Annotated in this window: 19 protein-coding genes; 9 read left to right on the forward strand and 10 right to left on the reverse strand. The window is 56.8% G+C overall.

What is annotated here, in order from left to right; all coding sequences use genetic code 11:
- The first annotated feature begins 3 nt into the window (after positions 1-3).
- Positions 4-1,185 (forward strand): cytochrome P450, encoded by a 1,182-nt coding sequence (locus tag ACR0NN_RS02390; protein WP_170719299.1) that lies wholly within the window; start codon positions 4-6, stop codon positions 1,183-1,185.
- A gap of 125 nt (positions 1,186-1,310) precedes the next feature.
- Here ACR0NN_RS02390 and ACR0NN_RS02395 read toward each other — a convergent pair whose 3' ends face one another.
- Complete coding sequence (locus tag ACR0NN_RS02395) at positions 1,311-1,784, reverse strand: Lrp/AsnC family transcriptional regulator (protein ID WP_170719301.1); 474 nt, start codon at positions 1,782-1,784, stop codon at positions 1,311-1,313.
- A 245-nt stretch (positions 1,785-2,029) separates the two neighbouring features.
- Here ACR0NN_RS02395 and ACR0NN_RS02400 point away from each other — a divergent pair, with 245 nt between their 5' ends.
- The 6 genes from ACR0NN_RS02400 to infC all read left to right on the forward strand — a co-directional run bounded on the left by ACR0NN_RS02400 (position 2,030) and on the right by infC (position 6,877).
- Positions 2,030-2,344 carry a DUF2849 domain-containing protein gene (locus tag ACR0NN_RS02400; protein WP_170684122.1) on the forward strand — a complete coding sequence of 105 codons (315 nt, stop codon included), beginning with the start codon at positions 2,030-2,032 and terminating at the stop codon, positions 2,342-2,344.
- Between the two features lie 65 nt (positions 2,345-2,409).
- A complete protein-coding gene (locus ACR0NN_RS02405; RefSeq protein ID WP_170719304.1) occupies positions 2,410-4,074 on the forward strand; it encodes a nitrite/sulfite reductase in 1,665 nt (554 codons plus the stop codon).
- Complete coding sequence (locus tag ACR0NN_RS02410; RefSeq protein ID WP_170719306.1) at positions 4,064-4,825, forward strand: phosphoadenylyl-sulfate reductase; 762 nt, start codon at positions 4,064-4,066, stop codon at positions 4,823-4,825. The genes ACR0NN_RS02405 and ACR0NN_RS02410 overlap by 11 nt, the downstream gene beginning before the upstream one ends.
- Positions 4,822-5,229 (forward strand): DUF934 domain-containing protein, encoded by a 408-nt coding sequence (locus ACR0NN_RS02415; RefSeq protein WP_170684128.1) that lies wholly within the window; start codon positions 4,822-4,824, stop codon positions 5,227-5,229. Before ACR0NN_RS02410 ends, ACR0NN_RS02415 begins: the two co-directional genes overlap by 4 nt.
- Before the next feature lie 107 nt (positions 5,230-5,336).
- Positions 5,337-6,170, forward strand: a complete 834-nt coding sequence (locus ACR0NN_RS02420; RefSeq protein ID WP_170684130.1) for a ferredoxin--NADP reductase — start codon at positions 5,337-5,339, stop codon at positions 6,168-6,170.
- Between the two features lie 245 nt (positions 6,171-6,415).
- Positions 6,416-6,877: a translation initiation factor IF-3 gene (infC, locus tag ACR0NN_RS02425; protein WP_238528775.1), complete on the forward strand. Its 462-nt coding sequence runs from the start codon at positions 6,416-6,418 to the stop codon at positions 6,875-6,877.
- Positions 6,878-6,951: 74 nt separating this feature from the next.
- On the opposite strand, the gene ACR0NN_RS02430 is transcribed toward infC, so the two are convergent.
- The gene (locus ACR0NN_RS02430) at positions 6,952-8,268 is read right to left on the reverse strand and encodes an aspartate aminotransferase family protein (RefSeq protein ID WP_170719309.1); all 1,317 of its coding nucleotides are present in this window, start codon (positions 8,266-8,268) and stop codon (positions 6,952-6,954) included.
- Positions 8,265-9,038, reverse strand: a complete 774-nt coding sequence (locus ACR0NN_RS02435) for a beta-keto acid cleavage family enzyme (protein ID WP_170684134.1) — start codon at positions 9,036-9,038, stop codon at positions 8,265-8,267. The genes ACR0NN_RS02430 and ACR0NN_RS02435 overlap by 4 nt, the downstream gene beginning before the upstream one ends.
- An 88-nt stretch (positions 9,039-9,126) precedes the next feature.
- Here ACR0NN_RS02435 and ACR0NN_RS02440 point away from each other — a divergent pair, with 88 nt between their 5' ends.
- Positions 9,127-10,026 carry a MurR/RpiR family transcriptional regulator gene (locus tag ACR0NN_RS02440; RefSeq protein ID WP_170719311.1) on the forward strand — a complete coding sequence of 300 codons (900 nt, stop codon included), beginning with the start codon at positions 9,127-9,129 and terminating at the stop codon, positions 10,024-10,026.
- Positions 10,027-10,071: 45 nt separating this feature from the next.
- Here ACR0NN_RS02440 and ACR0NN_RS02445 read toward each other — a convergent pair whose 3' ends face one another.
- From ACR0NN_RS02445 to ACR0NN_RS02465, 5 genes are all read right to left on the reverse strand, one after another.
- A complete protein-coding gene (locus ACR0NN_RS02445; protein WP_170684138.1) occupies positions 10,072-10,863 on the reverse strand; it encodes an FAD binding domain-containing protein in 792 nt (263 codons plus the stop codon).
- Positions 10,864-10,958: 95 nt separating this feature from the next.
- Entirely contained in the window at positions 10,959-13,319 is a 2,361-nt protein-coding gene (locus ACR0NN_RS02450) for a xanthine dehydrogenase family protein molybdopterin-binding subunit (protein ID WP_170719313.1), read from the reverse strand.
- Positions 13,320-13,370: 51 nt separating this feature from the next.
- Positions 13,371-13,856 carry a (2Fe-2S)-binding protein gene (locus ACR0NN_RS02455; protein ID WP_170684141.1) on the reverse strand — a complete coding sequence of 162 codons (486 nt, stop codon included), beginning with the start codon at positions 13,854-13,856 and terminating at the stop codon, positions 13,371-13,373.
- Positions 13,857-14,010: 154 nt separating this feature from the next.
- A complete protein-coding gene (locus ACR0NN_RS02460; protein ID WP_170719317.1) occupies positions 14,011-15,012 on the reverse strand; it encodes a molybdopterin-binding protein in 1,002 nt (333 codons plus the stop codon).
- On the reverse strand, positions 15,009-15,977 hold the full coding sequence (locus ACR0NN_RS02465; RefSeq protein ID WP_170719320.1) for an XdhC family protein: 969 nt from the start codon (positions 15,975-15,977) through the stop codon (positions 15,009-15,011). The genes ACR0NN_RS02460 and ACR0NN_RS02465 overlap by 4 nt, the downstream gene beginning before the upstream one ends.
- A gap of 206 nt (positions 15,978-16,183) precedes the next feature.
- Here ACR0NN_RS02465 and ACR0NN_RS02470 point away from each other — a divergent pair, with 206 nt between their 5' ends.
- Entirely contained in the window at positions 16,184-16,684 is a 501-nt protein-coding gene (locus ACR0NN_RS02470) for a hypothetical protein (protein WP_170719326.1), read from the forward strand.
- A 3-nt stretch (positions 16,685-16,687) separates the two neighbouring features.
- Here the strand turns inward: ACR0NN_RS02470 and ACR0NN_RS02475 are convergent, their stop codons facing one another.
- The gene (locus ACR0NN_RS02475; protein ID WP_170719328.1) at positions 16,688-17,944 is read right to left on the reverse strand and encodes a vWA domain-containing protein; all 1,257 of its coding nucleotides are present in this window, start codon (positions 17,942-17,944) and stop codon (positions 16,688-16,690) included.
- A 34-nt stretch (positions 17,945-17,978) separates the two neighbouring features.
- Positions 17,979-18,887 (reverse strand): AAA family ATPase, encoded by a 909-nt coding sequence (locus tag ACR0NN_RS02480; protein ID WP_170719330.1) that lies wholly within the window; start codon positions 18,885-18,887, stop codon positions 17,979-17,981.
- Positions 18,888-18,930: the final 43 nt, after the last annotated feature.

An 18,930-nucleotide genomic window follows, 5' to 3' on the forward strand; every position in this document is an offset into this window, starting at 1 on the left:
CGCATGAAGACACTGGCCCAATCACCGACCGATCCCGCATTCGTGCAAAACCCCTACCCGTTTTATGACCGGGCGCGTCAGTCTGGCGATCTGTTCTATTGGGAGGACTACGGCATCGTTGCAGCCGTTTCTCACAAAGCGGTGCAATCATTCCTCAAAGATCGGCGCTTCGGGCGCGAAGTTCCCGCAGAGCTCGCGAAACCGGGCGCAAGCCATCTTGCGCCGTGGCTCAAGGTCGAGTCTCATTCCATGCTGGAACTCGAACCACCTCGACACACCAGACTACGGTCATTGGTCCTACGGGCGTTCACTTCGCGCGCAATCACCGCTCTGGAATCATCGATCGAACAGCTGTGCAAAGATTTGATCGGTAAATTCCCCGAAGGTCCCTTTGACCTGCTGCAAGCCTACTGCACGCAGGTTCCGGTTATTACGATCTGTCGCCTGCTAGGCGTCCCCGAGAACATGGCGCCGCAGTTGCTGCATTGGTCGCACGCTATGGTTGCGATGTACCAAGCCAACCGCTCGCGTAAAACCGAAGACGAGGCCGTACGGGCAACACAAGAATTCACCACTTATCTCGAAAACTATATTGAATTGCGGCGCAAGGACCCTCGTGACGATCTGATCACCCGATTGATCGTCGCAGAGGAAGATGGCGAGAAACTCTCGCGCGACGAACTGATCACAACGTGCATTCTCTTGCTCAACGCCGGTCATGAAGCGACGGTTCATGCCATCGGCAACGGCGTGAAAACGATACTTGCAACAAACACCCAGCAACTTGCCTTGTCACCTGACACCATCGACGGGCTGGTCGAGGAAATACTTCGGTTCGATCCGCCGCTCCATATGTTTCGGCGCTACGCCTACGAAGATGTTGAGATCTTTGGACACCGCTTCTCGCGTGGCGGCGAGGTTGCACTTCTCTTGGGGGCTGCCAATCGCGACCCTGTTGTCTGGGACCGACCCAACGCGTTCGATCCGACGCGCAACATCAGCGCCAATACCAGCTTCGGCGGAGGGCTGCATTTCTGCGTAGGGGCCCCCTTGGCACGGCTTGAGATGCGGATTGCGCTTCCAATCCTATTCCAGCGGTATCCAAATCTGGAACTATCTGATGAGCCACAATACGCAGACACCTATCATTTCCACGGGCTATCAAAACTGATGATTCAAACCTAAGAGCCCACCGCGCGTAAGATACCTACGCGTCACTCAAAGACTGATCCACTCTTCATCTGGCTAAAAATATCCGGGGGGAGTCGCCCTTGGGCGACGGGGGTAGCACCCCCAATAAACGCTTCACTCTATCCAGCAGACTTTAGAGGCAGCATCGTGGTCGATTTGATCTCCTCCATAGACAACAGAGCTGTAACGTTGTGCACCCGCACCTCAGATATCAGCGCCTGATAAAACGCATCATAAGCGCGCGCATTCCTGACCCGGACTTTCAGGATGTAATCAATGTCGCCTGCCAGACGATGAGCCTCCTGAACTTCAGGTCTATCGCGCAGCGCTTTCAGGAACTTCTGCTGCCATTCCGCTTCATGCTCGGACGTGCGGATCAATACAAAAAATGTGGCTTCGAACCCCAGCGCTTCGGCGTCCAGCAATACGGTTTGCTGACCAATAACACCCGCCCCTCTAAGCTTGCGAATACGATTCCAAACCGGGGTCTTCGAACTGCCTACTCGGGCCGCGATTTCGTCAAGCGACTGGCTCGCATCGCGTTGCAGCTCGGCTAGAATTTTCCGATCTGTGTTGTCTATCCGCACCGACATTCCAATTTTCCTTTCAATTCAGGACATGGGTTCCACCCGCCACCACAATCAGAACGGACGTTCTTATTTGACGGCGCATATGGCGATTTACCGGGAATATTTCCTATATTGGCAATCAAGTCAATTCAGCCACGAGATGATCCAATGCAGGTCAAACACTCAATCAAACGCACACGCAAGCCGGGCTTTGCCCGCGCTGCACTCGATCTGCAGATTGTCGCGGTATTTCATAAGGAGTTTGCCTGATGGCTCGCGCTTTTACCCCCAAAGTCGTCACCGCCAACGACTTGTTGGAAGGTGATGTGATTTATCAAACCGAGGATGATCGCTGGTCGCGCGATCTGTCCGAGGCCGAGTTGATCACCGATGAAGCGCATGCGCAGGTTCGTCTGCTGGATGCCGCGCGTCAGGCCAATAAGATCGTTGGCGCCTATCTGGCCGACGCCGTGGCCGGTGAAAACGGCCCCGAGCCCACCCATTTTCGGGAAGACTTCCGCCGGACTGGTCCGTCCAACTATGCCCACGGCAAACAGGAAACTTCCCCGCAGCCCCGGGCCTGATCTCTGGCCTATCTCTCTCCCCTTCAAGGCCCCGGATCCGGGGCTGCAACTAAGGACAGCTAAACATGTATCGCTACTCCGAGTTCGACACAGCATTTTTGGCAGAACGCAACGCGCAGTTCCGGGCGCAGGTTGAGCGTCGCATCGACGGCTCGCTAACCGAAGACGAATTTAAGCCCCTGCGCTTGATGAACGGCCTGTATCTGCAGTTGCACGCCTACATGCTGCGCGTTGCCATTCCTTATGGCACGCTGTCCAGCGCACAGATGCGTCAACTCGCCTTGCTCGCCGAGAAGTGGGACAAGGGTTACGGCCATTTCACCACCCGTCAGAACATCCAGTATAACTGGCCAAAGCTGAACGATGTACCGGACATGCTGGACGCGTTGGCTGAGGTTGGCATGCATGCCATCCAAACCTCAGGCAACACCATCCGCAATGTGACCGCCGACCATTTCGCGGGTGCCGCAGCGGATGAGGTTGCGGACCCACGACCCTATGCCGAACTGCTGCGGCAGTGGTCAACCGACCACCCCGAATTCCAGTTCATGCCGCGTAAGTTCAAGATCGCCATCACTGGCTCTGAAAACGACCGCGCCGTGATCAAAGCGCATGACATCGGCCTGCAACTGGTTGAACGCGACGGCATTCTGGGCGCGCGTGTTATCGTTGGCGGTGGTCTGGGCCGTACCCCAATGATCGGCAAAGAACTGTCAGACTTCGTCGCGTTTGACGACCTGCTGGCTTACTTGGAAGCCACCGTGTCCGTCTGGAACCAGATCGGTCGCCGCGACAACAAGTACAAAGCGCGCATCAAGATCACCGTACATGAGCACGGCATTGATGCCATCCGCGCCAAGGTTAACGAGCGCTTCCTCCAGGTGCGCCCGCAATTCAAAGGCGCCGATATGAACCTGCTGGAAGAGATCAAGGGCCACTTTGCTCCTCCCGCCTTCCGCGAAGGATCGGTTGCCTCGTTCGAAAGCGCCTATACGAACGATCCGGTTTTCCGTTCGTGGATCGACACCAACATCGCGCCGCATAAAAACGCGGACCACGCGATCGTCACGATCTCGATCAAAAAGCACGGCGCAACGCCGGGCGATGCAACGGCTGAGCAGATGCGCGTGATGGCCGACCTGGCTGAAGAGTTCGCCTATGACGAGCTGCGCATCAGCCATGAGCAGAACGTGATCCTACCGCATGTCCATAAATCGGACCTGCCCGCGATCCACGCCAAGCTGAAAGAGCACGAACTGGCCACCGCCAACATCGGCCTGATCAGCGACATCATCGCCTGCCCCGGCATGGATTACTGCGCGCTTGCAACGGCCCGTTCAATCCCGGTTGCTCAGGAAATTGCGACCCGGTTTGAGGACATGAAACTGGAGCATGATATCGGCCACCTGAAGATCAAAATCTCGGGCTGCATCAACGCCTGTGGTCACCACCATGTGGGCCATATCGGCATCCTTGGGCTGGATCGTGCCGGCGTCGAAAACTACCAGATCACTCTGGGCGGTGACGCGACCGAGACAGCGGCAATTGGCGACCGCACCGGCCCCGGCTTTGCCTATGATGAGATCGTTCCAGCCGTTGAGCGCATCGTCGAAGCCTATCTGGAGCTGCGCGACAGTGCCGAGGAGACCTTCCTCGAAACCTATCGTCGCGTTGGTATGGCTCCGTTCAAAGCTGTGCTGTACCCCGAGGCGCAGGCCAATGCCGCTTGACCTGATCCAGACGGAACTGGGTAGCAACAGGCGCGAGCTGACTGAAAAAGTCAACGCGCTGAATGCCCAGTTCAAACACCATAGTGCACATGACGTAATGCACGGCGCGATCCAAGAGATCGAGGAACTTGCGCTTGTCTCAAGTTTTGGCGCTGAATCGGTGGTGTTGCTGCACATGGCGGCGGTGGCTGATAAAGCCACGCCGGTTCTGTTCATCGACACGCAGATGCTTTTTGCCGAAACACTGGAATACCAGCATGAAGTCAGTGAGCGTCTGGGGCTGACCAATGTCAAAATCATCCGTGCGGATGAGGATGAAATTCAGCGTGATGATCCCTACGGTGCCTTGCACCTGCGTGATACCGATGCCTGCTGTAACCTGCGCAAGACGTTTCCTCTGCAACAGGCGTTGTCTGGGTATTGCGGCTGGATTACAGGGCGCAAACGGTTTCAGGCTGGCACGCGTGCGGCGCTTGAGTTCTTCGAGGTTGAAGACGGCACGGGCCGGATCAAGGTCAACCCGCTGGCCCATTGGGCACCAGAAGACGTTCGTACCTATATGGACGAAAATAACCTGCCTCGGCATCCGCTCGTGGCCAAAGGATACCCTTCGATCGGCTGTGCGCCCTGTACATCTCCGGTTAAAGAAGGCGAAGACCCGCGCTCGGGACGTTGGCGCGATCAGAACAAGGAAGAATGCGGCATCCATTTTGTAGACGGAAAAATGGTGCGCATCGGAGAGAAAACATGAACGTAATCGTAAATGACGAGGGCTTTTCGCCCGATGATTGGACCGACGGCTTTGTCACATTGGACGACGCGGCCAACGATGTTGTTGCGCTGGACGTGACATCGGACACAGATCCGGATGAATTGATCGATCGTTTGGGCTCGGCTCAGATGGTGCGTGTCGATTTCCCCTCTTCAGCGGATGGGCGCGGCTTTACCATAGCGCGCGTGTTGCGGCTGAAAGGCTTCAAGGGTCGTCTTCGTGCCAAAGGCCACGTGCTGGCGGATCAATACGCGATGGCGCGTCGCAGTGGATTCGATGAAGTTGAAATCGATCATAGCCTTGCGGCCCGCCAACCCGAGGATCAGTGGTTAGCCCGTGCTAATTGGCAAGAGAACAACTATCAGGCCCGCCTGCGTGGTTGAAACCACTATCGCCAGCTTGTGATACGAAAGGGGCAATCTGCCCCTTTTCCTGACTTGGATCAAAGATTAAACGGAGATGTCGGTTTACCTCACCGGCAGAAACAACGATGACAGAGATGAAACCCGTGAGTGAAGCAACAACCGTAAAGGCCCCCGTTCTGCCGGACGCCCAGACCGTGACCGATGTGAAGCATTGGACTGACCGCCTGTTCTCGTTCAAGGTATCGCGTCCGGCCTCGCTGCGCTTTCGCTCGGGTGAGTTTGTGATGATCGGTCTGCTGGGCGACAACGGCAAACCCTTGCTTCGTGCTTATTCGATTGCTTCACCGTCCTGGGACGAAGAGCTTGAGTTTTACTCGATCAAGGTTCAGGACGGCCCGCTGACTTCGAAACTCCAGCACATCCAGCCTGGAGATCAGATCATCCTGCGGCCCAAGCCCGTTGGCACGCTGGTCCATGATGCCCTGCTGCCTGGCAAGCGCATCTGGTTTTTTGCCACCGGTACAGGCTTTGCGCCTTTCGCCTCGCTGTTGCGCGAACCGCAGACTTATGAGGATTACGACGAGGTTATCATCACCCATACCTGCCGCGATGTGGCTGAGCTGGATTATGGTCGCGAACTGATCGAAGGCATCAAGCAGGACGAGTTGCTGGCTGAATTGATCGGCGAAGGCTTTGCCGACAAAATCCGCTATTACCCAACCACAACTCGGGAAGAGAGCCCCAAGATGGGCCGCATTACCGAGTTGCTGAAGGATGGCACCGTGTTTGCTGATCTGGGCATCGAAGGCGGCATCAAGCCGGATACCGACCGCGCCATGGTCTGCGGCAGCCTTGCGTTCAACCATGACATCAAGGCGATCCTTGAAGAGTTTGGATTGCGTGAAGGCGCCAATTCCGACCCCAAGGAATTCGTGATCGAAAAGGCCTTTGTAGGCTAAACATGTATCGCAGCCGGGCATTTTGAAGGCCGGACAGCGTAAATACCCCCAGATACCCGGATTTTTCCTGCTGGCTGGTGTTTATGCCGCTTGAAACGATCAACAGCCCGGTCTAAATTCCGGGCTCGAAATTCTGCAATCATCAAAGGAATGAACCCATAGCCCGCAGACCTCACAACGCGCCGCCACAGCGAGATACCGGCCCGCGCGTCAATGACAAGATCCGTGCTCCCGAAATTCGCCTGATTGGCGCCGAAGGTGAAAATGTCGGGGTGGTTCATCCCGCAAAAGCCATGCAGATGGCCGCCGATGTTGGCCTCGATCTGGTTGAGATTTCGCCCAACGCCAACCCGCCGGTCTGCAAAATCATGGATTTCGGCAAGTTCAAATACGAACAGCAGAAACGCGAAAGCGAAGCCCGTAAGAAGCAAAAGATCATCGAGGTGAAAGAGGTCAAATTCCGGCCCAACACCGATACGCATGACTATGACGTCAAGATGCGCAACGTATTCAAGTTTCTTGAAAACGGCGACAAGGTCAAAGTCACCCTGCGGTTCCGTGGTCGCGAAATGGCGCACCAGAACTTAGGTCGTGAACTGCTTGAGCGTGTGGCCGAGGACGTCAAGGATCTGGGCAAGATAGAGAACATGCCCAAGATGGAAGGCCGTCAAATGATCATGATGATCGGCCCGCTGCCGCAGAAGTAGCCAACATTCTGATCGAATGACAAAAGCCCCTCCGATGTCGAAGGGGCTTTTTAATGTCTGCATTTCCAGGCCGATCAGATTACCGAAGAGATCGCTCGTTCCAGTTTGTCGACCAACTCTGTCAGTTGCTCTTCTTCGATAATAAAGGGCGGTGCCAACAGGATATGATCACCGTTGCGTCCATCACGCGTGCCCGACATCGGATAACATATTAATCCCTCGGCCATGGCTGCCTTTTTAATTTTACCCGCCACGCCGCGCGATGGATCAAACGGCGTTTTCGTGTCGCGATCTGCGACTATTTCAATCCCTCGAAACAGGCCGCGCCCGCGAATATCCCCGACATTCGGATGCTGACCAAGCCTGTTTTCCAGCATGCCTTGCAACTTTTCTCCCATCACGCTGGCCCGCGCTGGCAGGTCACGAGAGGTAAGCTCTTGTACGACGGCCAAGGCAGCGGCCGTCGCGACCGGATGCCCGATATAGGTGTGACCATGTTGGAAAAACCCTGAACCGTCCCGGATCGCATCATAGATCTGGCTCGAGCACAGCATTGCTCCTATGGGTTGATAACCGGCCCCTAACCCTTTGGCAATACACAGGATATCGGGGGAAACACCATCATGATCGCAGGCAAACAAGTGCCCTGTGCGCCCCATGCCGCACATCACTTCGTCTAGGATCAGCAGCACGCCGTATTGATCGCAAATCTCGCGGATACGCTTGAAATACCCCTCAACCGCCGTAACCGCCCCAAGCGTCGCGCCGACCACGGGCTCGGCCACAAAGGCCATGACCGTTTCAGGCCCAAGACGCAGAATTTCGGTCTCCAACTCATTCGCTACGCGCTGCCCATATTCAAAGCTGCTCTCGCCCTCAGGCTTTTCGGCGTATTCATAACAGGGCGCAATATGGGTCATCTCAATCAACATCGGCGCAAACTGCGCTCGTCGCCATTCGTTGCCACCGGCCGAAAGCGCCCCCAGAGTGTTACCGTGATAGCTTTGCCGACGCGCGATCACATGACGGCGTTCAGGTTGGCCGGTTTCAAAGAAGTATTGCCGTGCCAGTTTGATTGCAGCCTCGGTCGCCTCGGACCCGCCCGATACAAAATACACCCGATCCAGATCACCTGGCGCATGCTCGATCAAAAGATCCGCCAAAGCCTCAGCCGGTTCCGAAGTCATAAATCCGGTATGCGCAAACGCGATCTGCGCCACCTGGTCCTGTACTGCCTTTATAACCGCGTCGTTCGAATGGCCAAGACAGGATACTGCGGCATCGCCACAGTCCAGAAACCGGCGGCCATCAGAATCAATCAGGTAACACCCATCTCCGCCAGCAGCGATTGGCAGGTCGGTTTTTGTGTGGCGTGGAAATACGTGACTCATTTCGAAGTCCTTCTCAAAAGTTCGATCAGCGCCGCGACCGATGCCGCATTGTCGGCCCAAGCTTGTCCATCGGGGCCTGCAAGGCTGTTCTCAAAACCCACGCGCACATCGCCGCCGCGCTGTGTTGCTTTTTGCAGGCACGCATGTTCCCGCCCACCAAAGGCGCAAACCATCCAGGGGTCATTCGACCTCGGAAACGCATCCAGATCTTCCGGGCTGGATTCCTGCGCCGTGGCGTATCGACCCAGAACAAGCAGGCGTTCAACCTGATCCGGTTTTACCACGCCTTCCTCCTGCCAACGGACCAGTAACGCAACGTCTTCAGCATCATAGAGGATATGCTGAACCCGTGTCCCTTGTTCCTCGCAGACGGCATAGACCTTTGGCGCAAGTAGCGGTGACCGCGCGATCTCGCGCACTGAAATCGACGCCCAATCCGGGCGAACATCTCGTAGACATTCCAACTGAGCTTGAACGTCAAAAAGACCAGCGGCCTCGGTCGTGATCTGAATGTCCAAGCTAGGCACCGCTGCACGCAACTCTGCAATAGCCTCGCGATACCGCCCTGCATCCAGTGAGTGCAAACCTTCCGTGTCACGAACATGCAAATGCAACCCGTTTGCGCCTGCCATGCTGCATGCCCTTGCAGTTGCAACGATCTCATCCGTTGAGACCGGCAGAGCCGGGTGATCCCCATGTCCTCGTCGTGCCCCGTTCGGGGCTACCAACACATAAGGTATCGTGGTTACTACAGTCTTGATCTCTGACATTCCGACACCTGCATATTTTGATCCCGAGCTAAACACTTGCGAAGTGTTTTCAATTTCCTTTCTTCATAACATATGTTTTTATTGTGACATGCAATCCACCCCACCCCAACTGACTGATCAGCTCCGTTCAAATATCGACGCCCTGCCTCAGCAAATGCAGGCCGCTGCAAAATACATCATCGACCATCCGGGCGACTTCGGGCTCGATCCGGTTCGCGTATCGGCTGATAAAATCGGCGTCAGTTCGAATGTCATCGTGCGTCTGGCGCATCGAATGGGTTTCGACAGTTTCGAGGCCTTCAGACGCCCCTTTCGCCAAACCCTTGTTACTGACCGAGAGGATCGGCTCGGACAAGACTGGCTGGATCGGATGCGATCTAATGACGACTTTGGAGCAGCGCAGTCAGGATATGCGCGGAACGAGTTGAATGTCGTGAACCGGTCCCTTCGTTTGGCCGACCCAAACGTGATGCAACAGATTGTGAGCAGCATGCTTTCCGCAAATCGCTGTTTCATAACGGCGACACGGGCCAGCTATGCCCTTGCATATTACTTCCATTACGCAGGTCGAATGGCGCACCCGGGCTTCCAACTAATACCACGGCATATGGGCTCTGCAGTCGATGATCTACTCGAAGCAGACACTTCAGACTGCCTGTTCGCCATCACCGTTCATCCCTATTCTTCGGACACCATCCAATCGATGCGCTTTGCCCGCAAATGTGGCATGCAAATCGTGCTTTTGTCGGATAGCCAGGTGATCGCCCCAGGAGTCGAACCGGATCTAGTCCTACCGATCAGCACTCGTACCCAGCATCACTTTTCCAGCTTTTCGGGGGCAATGGCCGTGCTCGAATGCCTGCTTAGCCACCTTTTCGCAGCCGGAGGGTCAGCCGCCCGCGACCGGGTCGAACGTTATCAGACGGCCCGAGAAGATACCGGCGCATATTGGAGGCCAGCCAAGCCGCCCCGTATCAGAAAAGACTAAAGCCCCGGCTCTCACCGGGGCTTATCGATTTGGCTGTGAATTTGCTTAGCTGCAGGCTTCAACGGCTCGTTTTGTCATCACGCTGACCAAATGCGCACGATATTGTTTGCTGCCGTGCAGGTCTGCGATCATGTTCATCGGATTGACGTGCAGACCCATCAATGCATCCGTGCGAAACTCTTTGTTCAAGGCTTCTTCGGCCTCGGACCAGCGGAACACGCCATCCTCGCTCGCCCCGGTCACAGCGACCCGAACGCCATCTGCAAACCGGGCGAGATAAACCCCGACCAACGCAAACCGCGACGCTGGCTGCAGAAACTTCTGATAGCTTGCTGCTTGCGGAACTGGGAACCGCACCGAAGTGATGATCTCACCTTCGTCCAGGGCGGTTGTGAACATGCCCTGAAAGAAATCATCAGCCGCAATTTGCCGCGTATTTGTAACGATCGTTGCCCCTGAACCCAGCACACCTGCCGGATAACAAGCAGCGGGATCATTATTGGCGATCGATCCTCCAATTGTGCCACGATTGCGTACCGCCGGATCACCGATCTGACCAGCCAGAGCCGCCAAAGCCGGATAGCTACCCGCTGCATCCGCTGCCACATTTGCATGGGTCGTAGCCCCGCCGATGGCAACCGAGCCATCATCCTCAATACAGACACCTTTCATCTCGGCTATTCCGCTAACCGAAACCAGCTTGGATGGCGCTGCCAACCGCTGCTTCATCGTCGGGATCAGGGTTTGCCCGCCCCCCAACGCCTGCGCATCCTCGCCTCCCAACGCAGCAACCGCGTCTGCAATGGTCGAGGGTTTCTCAAACTCGAAATTGTACATTTCGTTCTTCCTTTCCGAAAAGCGCAGATCCGCCCTTCTTCTGGCTATAAATATCCCGGGGAGCGCGAGGGGCTGGCCCCTCGCATTCCAACCTCTCAACCATGCATCGCTGTCCAAACGCGTGACGGGCTCATCGGCATATCGATGTGATCGACAGCCTTACCACCCGAATTCAGCGCATCCAGAACCGCGTTGACGACGGCAGGTGGCGAACCGATTGCTCCGGCCTCGCCACAGCCTTTCACACCCAGCGGATTGTGGGTGCATGGCGTCTGGCTGGAATGGTCGACCGCATAGAACGGCAGATCATCAGCACGCGGCATCGCGTAATCCATAAAGGATGCGCTCAACAATTGGCCGTTTTCATCGTAGGCGCAGTTCTCCAACAGTGCCTGACCGATGCCTTGACCGATGCCGCCATGCACCTGACCGTCCACGATCATCGGATTGACGATGTTGCCAAAGTCATCCGCCGCAGTGAACTTCTCGATGCTGACTTGACCGGTTTCTGGGTCTACCTCAACCTCACAGGCATAGGCGCCAGCAGGGAAAGTGAAGTTGGCCGGGTCATAGAACGCGGTCTCCTCAAGCCCCGGCTCAACTTCCAGCGGGAAGTTGTGCGGCACATAAGCCGTCAGGGTCACATCGCCCCATGCCACCGATTTGTCGGTGCCTGCTACGCTGAACTGACCGTCCTTCAACTCAATGTCAGCCTCGGACGCTTCCAGCAGGTGGGCTGCGATCTTCTTGGCTTTATCGATCACTTTCTCTGTGGCTTTGACCATGGCCGAGCCACAAACCGCCAGCGAACGCGAGCCATAGGTGCCCATGCCAAACGGGATTTTAGAGGTGTCGCCATGCACGATTTCAACCATCGACTCATCGATGCCGATCATGTCGGCCACAACCTGCGGGAAGGCGGTCTCATGCCCCTGCCCGTGGCTGTGTGCACCCACCATGACACTGATCGAGCCAGTGGCATTCACCCGCACGGTTGCCGCGTCATAAAGACCGGCACGCGCGCCCAGCATCCCGACGATGTTCGAGGGCGCGATACCGCAGGCCTCGATATAGCAGTTGATGCCGAGACCGCGCAGCTTGCCTTTGGCTTCACTGGCCGAACGACGTGCGGCAAAACCCGAGAGATCAGCCGCAGCCTCAAGCTTGTCCATCGTCCCGTTGTAGTCCCCGGTGTCATAGGTCAGAGCCACAGGCGTGTCATAGGGGAACTGGGTCACAAAGTTCTGACGGCGCAGGGCAATCGGATCAACGCCCAACTCACGCGCGGCCTTGTCGATCACACGCTCCAATTGATAGGTCGCCTCGGGGCGGCCAGCGCCACGATAGGCATCCACCGGCACCGTGTTGGTAAACATCGCTCGCACGTTTACCTGAATGACTGGCGTCTTGTAGTTGCCCGCCATCAGCGTGCCGTGCAGCCAAGTCGGAACCGAGCTGGAGAAGGTCGACAGATACGCACCAAGGTTGGCATGAGTATTTGTACGCAGGCCGATGAAATTATTCTCGGCATCCAATGCCAGCTCGATCGTGGTGACGTGATCTCGCCCATGGGCATCTGACATAAACGCCTCGGACCGGCTTGAGGTCCACTTGACCGGACGGTTGCAGGCCTTAGCGGCGAAGGTGCAGAACGCCTCTTCCGCATAGTGGAAAATCTTGGTGCCAAAGCCACCACCCACATCCGGTGCGACTACGCGAACTTTGTGCTCGGGCAGGCCCAGAACGAATGCGCACATCAGCAAGCGGATTACATGCGGGTTCTGCGAGGTGGTGTAGAGCGTGTACTCATCTGTGCCTCGGCTGTATTCGGCCACAGCCACGCGCGGCTCCATTGGGTTCGCAACCAATCGGTTGTTGACCAGATCCAGCGTGGTCACGTGGGCCGCGTTGGCGAAGACATCATTGACCTTGTCATTATCTTCTTCGCCCAGATGCCAATCGTAACAAATGTTGTTCTTTAGATCGTCATGGACGAGCGTCGCGCCTTCTTGCGCGGCCGCTTTCATATCCAACACAGCCGGAAGCTCTTCAATATCCACCTCAATCGCTTCGGCGGCATCGCGTGCAATTTCAAGGCTGTCCGCTACAACGGCTGCGATGGGGTCACCAACATGGCGCACCTTACCCTGCGCCAGAATAGGATGCGGGGGTTCCTGCATCGGAGCGCCGTGCCGGTCCGTCACTTCCCAGCCGCAGGGCATACCGCCCACGCCTTCAAAATCCTTGCCGGTGAAAACTTTGACTACGCCCGGCATGGCTTCTGCCGCCGTAGTGTCTATTGAGTTAATCCGGCCATGTGCGATGTCGGACCGCAAAAAATGCACATAGGCCTGGCCATGTACGTTGATGTCGTCGGTGTAGTTGCCTGCTCCGGTCAGAAAGCGTACGTCCTCGCGCCGCTTGGAACTGGCTCCGATGCCACTGTCTTTGGGCATTGCTTGTTCTCCTCCCTGGAAAAGAATTTTCGTCGAAAATTCTTACCCGCCTCACTCGGCGGCGATGCTGGAAACGTCCTGGCCGGATGCGGCCATGATCGCCTTCACGATATTGTGGTAGCCTGTGCACCGGCACAGATTGCCTTCAAGGTATTTGCGGATCTCGCCTTCGGTCGGGCGCGGGTTTTCTTTCAACAGCGCTGCAGCGCTCATCACCATGCCCGGCGTGCAGAATCCGCACTGAAGACCGTGATGGTCCTGAAAGGCCTGCTGTATGACGTTCAGCGTACCATCTTCGGCCGCCTGCCCCTCGATCGTGCCCACATCGGCGCCATCCGCTTCCAATGCCAGCATGTTGCAGGATTTGACAGCTTCACCGTTGACATGCACGACGCAAGCGCCGCATTGCGCGGTGTCGCAGCCTATATGTGTGCCAGTCAAATTCAGGTGGTCGCGCAGAAATCCGGACAACAAAGTCCGCCCTTCCACATCACCGCTGACGGCAACGCCGTTCACGGTCATAGAGACCTTGGTCATAAGATTCTCCCCTTTATGGCTTATTTTCTGAACCCGAGTTAAACACGGCAAATTTCGTTTGAGAACAAAAATATTTGCCTGATTTTTCTGCGTCTTCGCCGTTCAACTTTCTGACGATGATGCAAGCGGACAAAAGGGCAAATATGCCGTAACGTCACGTGCCCTTACCAGCACGTGGCTGTGGGCGCGTTGGGATTTCCTTTAGAAGTCCTCCCACCCCCATCGAGGCGATATCAGCGCCTGTGGTCTCGATCCCGCATGCAACTCGCGACAAAACCCAATCCGCCCCATTCAGTGCAGGGGAACGGGCGCATCCGGGCAAACCAATGACCGGCCTGCCGCCTGATGCCCCCAAAAACAACAAGTTTCCGGGGTCAACTGGCATTCCAAATCGGTCGACACTCCCCCCTGCAGCGCGCACCGATGCGGGGGCTACATCATTTTCGTCGGAAGTGGCGGATCCAGTTAGGATCATCACAATCTGGCCGCTAATAGAAGAAAGCGCAGCGGTAAGATCATCCATCCTATGCGGGACCACCTGAACATCGGACAAATCCATCCCCAAAGCTTCGACCCGCCCCCGAATGGCGGCAATACCCTTTTCATTTGAAGGCCCGCCGGAAATCTCGGTCACGATGAGACCTGCCGACTGATACGCCGGAACCACAAATCGAATTGCATCCCGCGCTTGTCTTGCAGCGTTTTCCACATCAGATCGAGGCACCGCATAGGAGATAACCTTGATCGTCGCGACCATGCCTCCTGCCGACATTTGCTGGTACTGCGGCACAGTCGCAACCGTGATCATCGGATTGACCTGATTGAACCTTTGCAAGGCATCGGTATCCAGCACCGCAACACCCGGACCATTCGCCAGAAGGTTGACCCGCCCCGTAAATGCCTCGGTAACACGCAAATTTGTCTGCGCCGGGTTTGGCACAAGCGCTTCTGCAAGCAGCTTTGCGGCTTCATCTTCGTGGCAATCGCCCCGCTCCAGTCGGGCGACCGTAACCTCGGTCAACCCGGCTTTCAGCAACTCGGTAATGTGTTCAGGCGAGAGCGTGATGCCCTTTCTTAGCTTCCGGTCGCCCACTTTGACGGAATGGGCCAATATCGCGCCGGTCGCGTCGGAAACAGGAACCGGACCAAACTTCACGCCTTACCTCGCAGAACCGCCGTCATTTGCGCCAGAATCGCAACCGCGATCTCGGACGGGTCGGCCGCTCCGATATCGAGCCCGATCGGTCCGTGAATCCGGGAAATCTGATCATCGGTGAACCCGGCCTGCTTCATTCGGTCTACACGCTTGGCATGGGTACGCTTGGACCCCAGCGCGCCAATGTAGAACACGTTGGCTGCCAATCCGGCCTGAAGCGCGGGGTCATCCAATTTGGGGTCGTGAGTCAACAAAACAAGCGCTGTACGTGTGTCGAGGCCCAATTTGGACACCGCCTCATCCGGCCAATCTGTCAGAATGGTTTCCCCGGGAAAGCGCGCATCCGAGGCAAATGCCTCGCGCGGGTCAATGATCGCCGGGTCATAGCCCGCGATCCGCGCCATCGGAACCAGCGCCTGAGCGATATGCACTGCCCCCACCACGATCAAACGCAGCGGTGGATTGTGGACGGCGACAAAGGTTTGACCGTCCTCTTCAAACCCGGACCTGTCCATGCGCAAGCGTTCGGCATAGGCGTTACGGCGCAATGCACGATGGCCTGTCTCAACGTTGACCTCATAAGCCACAGGCTCACGCTGCGCGCGTGCCGCGACCAGCTCGGCGAGCATAGCTTCTGGCAGGACCTTGCCGACCGGTTCAACCAGCACCCGGATTGTTCCCCCGCAGGCCAGACCAACGGCAAAGGCGTCTTCGTCGCTGACGCCAAACTCCAGCAATCTGGCCTCTTCTTCGTCGATAGCCTCCAACGCTTCGACAATCACTGCCCCTTCAACACAGCCCCCAGAAACCGAACCTTCGATCCGGCCATCGCCCGCAATGACCAACTGCGCGCCAACGCGCCGCGGCGCGCTGCCCCAGGTCTCAACCACAGTGGCCAAAGCGGCGCCTTTTCCGGCGCGATGCCACTTCAATGCGATTTCCGGGCTGCTATCGAATCGTTCCATTGAGACCTCCGGCCTAGCTTGGGTTCAACATAGTCAGCTTTGAAGCAATGAAAAGCGGGCTGGCAAGTGATCTTCCAGCTCTAATAAGCCGATTTTGAACTCACATTCGCAAATTGTTGAATGTTTGCGGGTGGCACTCTAGCCTACAAACAGTTCCGGGCACCGTTCGGAATCACCCCTGCATATTTCAAAGCGGAGACAAACAGTTGAAACGCATTCTTACACTGGGAACGGCGATCGGCATGATGGCTGCCAGCGCCGGTTGGGCTGATACATTTCTGAAATACGGTGAGGTTGAAGGCTGGAAAGTCTTCATCGATCAGGACAAGAAATCCTGCCTGATCGAAGCGGTCGATGACTCGGAAAACGTTGTCCAAATGGGCCTGACCGAGGATCGCGGTGTTGGCTATGTGGGCGTTTTCACCAAGGCCAAGACCAATATCAAGAAAGGCGAGAAAGAAGCCGTGGCCATTCTGATCGGCGACAACATCTACGTTGGTGAGGCCACTGGCATGAAGGGGAATATCACCAAGGGCTATTCTGGCGGGTATGTCCTGTCCGACGATCCTCAGTTCGCTGATGATCTGGCCAAGAAAAAGGTCATGGTGGTATTTCCGGAAAAAGAGTTCGCTTTTACCGTCGATCTGACCGGCACTTACAAAGCCATGGAGATGGCCCGTAAGTGCAACGAAGAACAGCTTTCTTAGCGGCTAATCGGACAGCGCGGCCATCAGCCGCGCTTTCTGACCCTGATCATCGGGCTGCGAGATTACGGCAGCCAAGTCCTCTAGCGACGCGATCGAATGCCCGGCCCGAAAACTGTCGACATGCGGAAGCATTGTCGCCACGCCTTGGGCCTTTGGTGCGAACCCGTCCCAGCGCAGCAATGGGTTCAACCAGATCAAGCGCCGCGACGACAGGTGCAGGCGTTCGATTTCTTTCTGCAGCATCTCGGGATCGCCACGCTCAAGCCCATCGGTGATCAACAAAACCACCGCCCCTTGCCCCATGACCCGCCGCGACCAGTCGCGATTGAACTGGTGCAGGCAGTCGCCGATCCGAGTCCCACCTTCCCAGTCCTGCGCCTCGGCCCCGGCAGCAGACAGCGCTGCGTCGACATCGCGTTGATGCAGATGCCGAGTTATGTTGGTGAGCCGCGTCCCGAACGTGAAGGCATGCACTTTGGCCCAGCCTGCCCCCTTGGCATTCGAAACCGTGTGTAGAAAATGCAGAATTATCCGACTGTACTGGCTCATTGACCCAGAGATATCGCAGAGCGCCACCAGGTTCGGCCAGCGCGGTTTGGGCTGCAGGCGCGCTATATCGCGCAATTCGCCCCCTTGCCGCATTGCAGAGCGGAGGGTTCGGGCGCGATCAATGCGCTGCCCCAAATGGCTGGCCTGACCTCGCCGGGATTCGATGGGTTTGACCGGCAGTGTCAGACGCAACAGCAAGCGTTTGGCCTGCGCGATCTCAGATGTGCTCATCTGTTCGAAATCAAGGTTGCGCAGGCGTTCTTCGGAGGACGCGGTCTGCGTCGCATCAATCTCAATCTCGGTTTCATCTTGCTGTTCGGAGGTGTGCGGCAAGTCGCGTTCAACGCCATCCAACAGGGCCTCGGCCGCGCGTTTTTCCGCCGCATCCGCTTTACGCTCTTCCTGAACGCCGCGAATAGCTGGAAGCATCATCGACATCATGTGTTCGAGATAGCGCGGATCACGCCAGTAGAGCCGAAACACCTGCGCAAAAACTGTGCGGTGCTCGGGCCGGTTCACGAAACACGCATGCAGTGTCCAGTAAAAATCCCGTTTCTCTGTGAACCCCGCAGCCTGCACCGCGCGGATTGCATCGATCACCCGCCCGGTTCCGATCGGTAAGCCAGCCTTGCGCAAAGCGCGCGCAAAATGGGTGATGTTCTGCGCCAGCTTGGGGTTTTCCGGGATATCGGGCGGGAGTTGCTCTGCCATCAAACCCCCAAACTATCTGCTAAACGATACCGCATCAGGCCGGTTCAAGGTCGGCCTTGGCCTGATCTAGAATGCGTTTCGCCTCAGATCCTTGCAGCTTTTGAATGTCGTCCTGATATTTCAGAATGGCCCCCAATGTGTCGCCAATCACCTCCGGGCTCAGGTTGATAACATCCAGCGCCAGCAAGCATTTGGCCCAGTCAATGGTTTCTGCGACGCCGGGTTTCTTGAATAAATCCTCGGTGCGCAGGCGCTGGACAAAGGCGACCACTTCGCGGCTCAGCGCATCGGCCGCCTCAGGCGCGCGGGCGTGCAAGATTTCGATTTCGCGGGCAAAGTCCGGGTAGTCGACCCAGTGATACAGACAACGGCGTTTGAGCGCGTCGTGAACCTCGCGCGTGCGGTTCGATGTGACAATCACAATCGGCGGCTCCGGGGCCTTGACGGTGCCAAGCTCAGGGATGGTGACCTGAAAATCGCTGAGGGCTTCCAGCAAGAAAGCCTCAAAGGGTTCGTCGGTCCGATCTAGCTCATCAATCAGCAACACAGGCGCCCCGTTTTCATCCGGGCGCATGGCCTGCAGCAACGGGCGTTCGATCAGATAATCATCCGAGAACAACTCGGACTGCAGCGCACCCCGATCCGCGCCGCCCGAAGCTTCGGCGGTTCTAATGGCGACCATCTGCGCCGGAAAATTCCATTCATAGACGGCTGAGGAAGCATCAAGGCCTTCGTAACACTGCAGGCGAATTAGGCGTCGCCCAAGCCCTGCAGCCAGCGCCTTGGCGATCTCGGTCTTGCCGACACCGGCTTCCCCTTCCAGAAATAAAGGCCGCCCGAGTTTCAGCGAGAGGAACACGACCGTCGCCAAAGCCCGGCCACAGACATAGCCCTCAGCGCCCAAAAGATCTTGCACGGCATCGATGGAGTTTGGCTGTGTCATGGGGTCCCCTTTTTGCTCCGCCCAACAGGTCATGACCACAACC

Source organism: Ruegeria sp. BA2 (assembly GCF_056539605.1).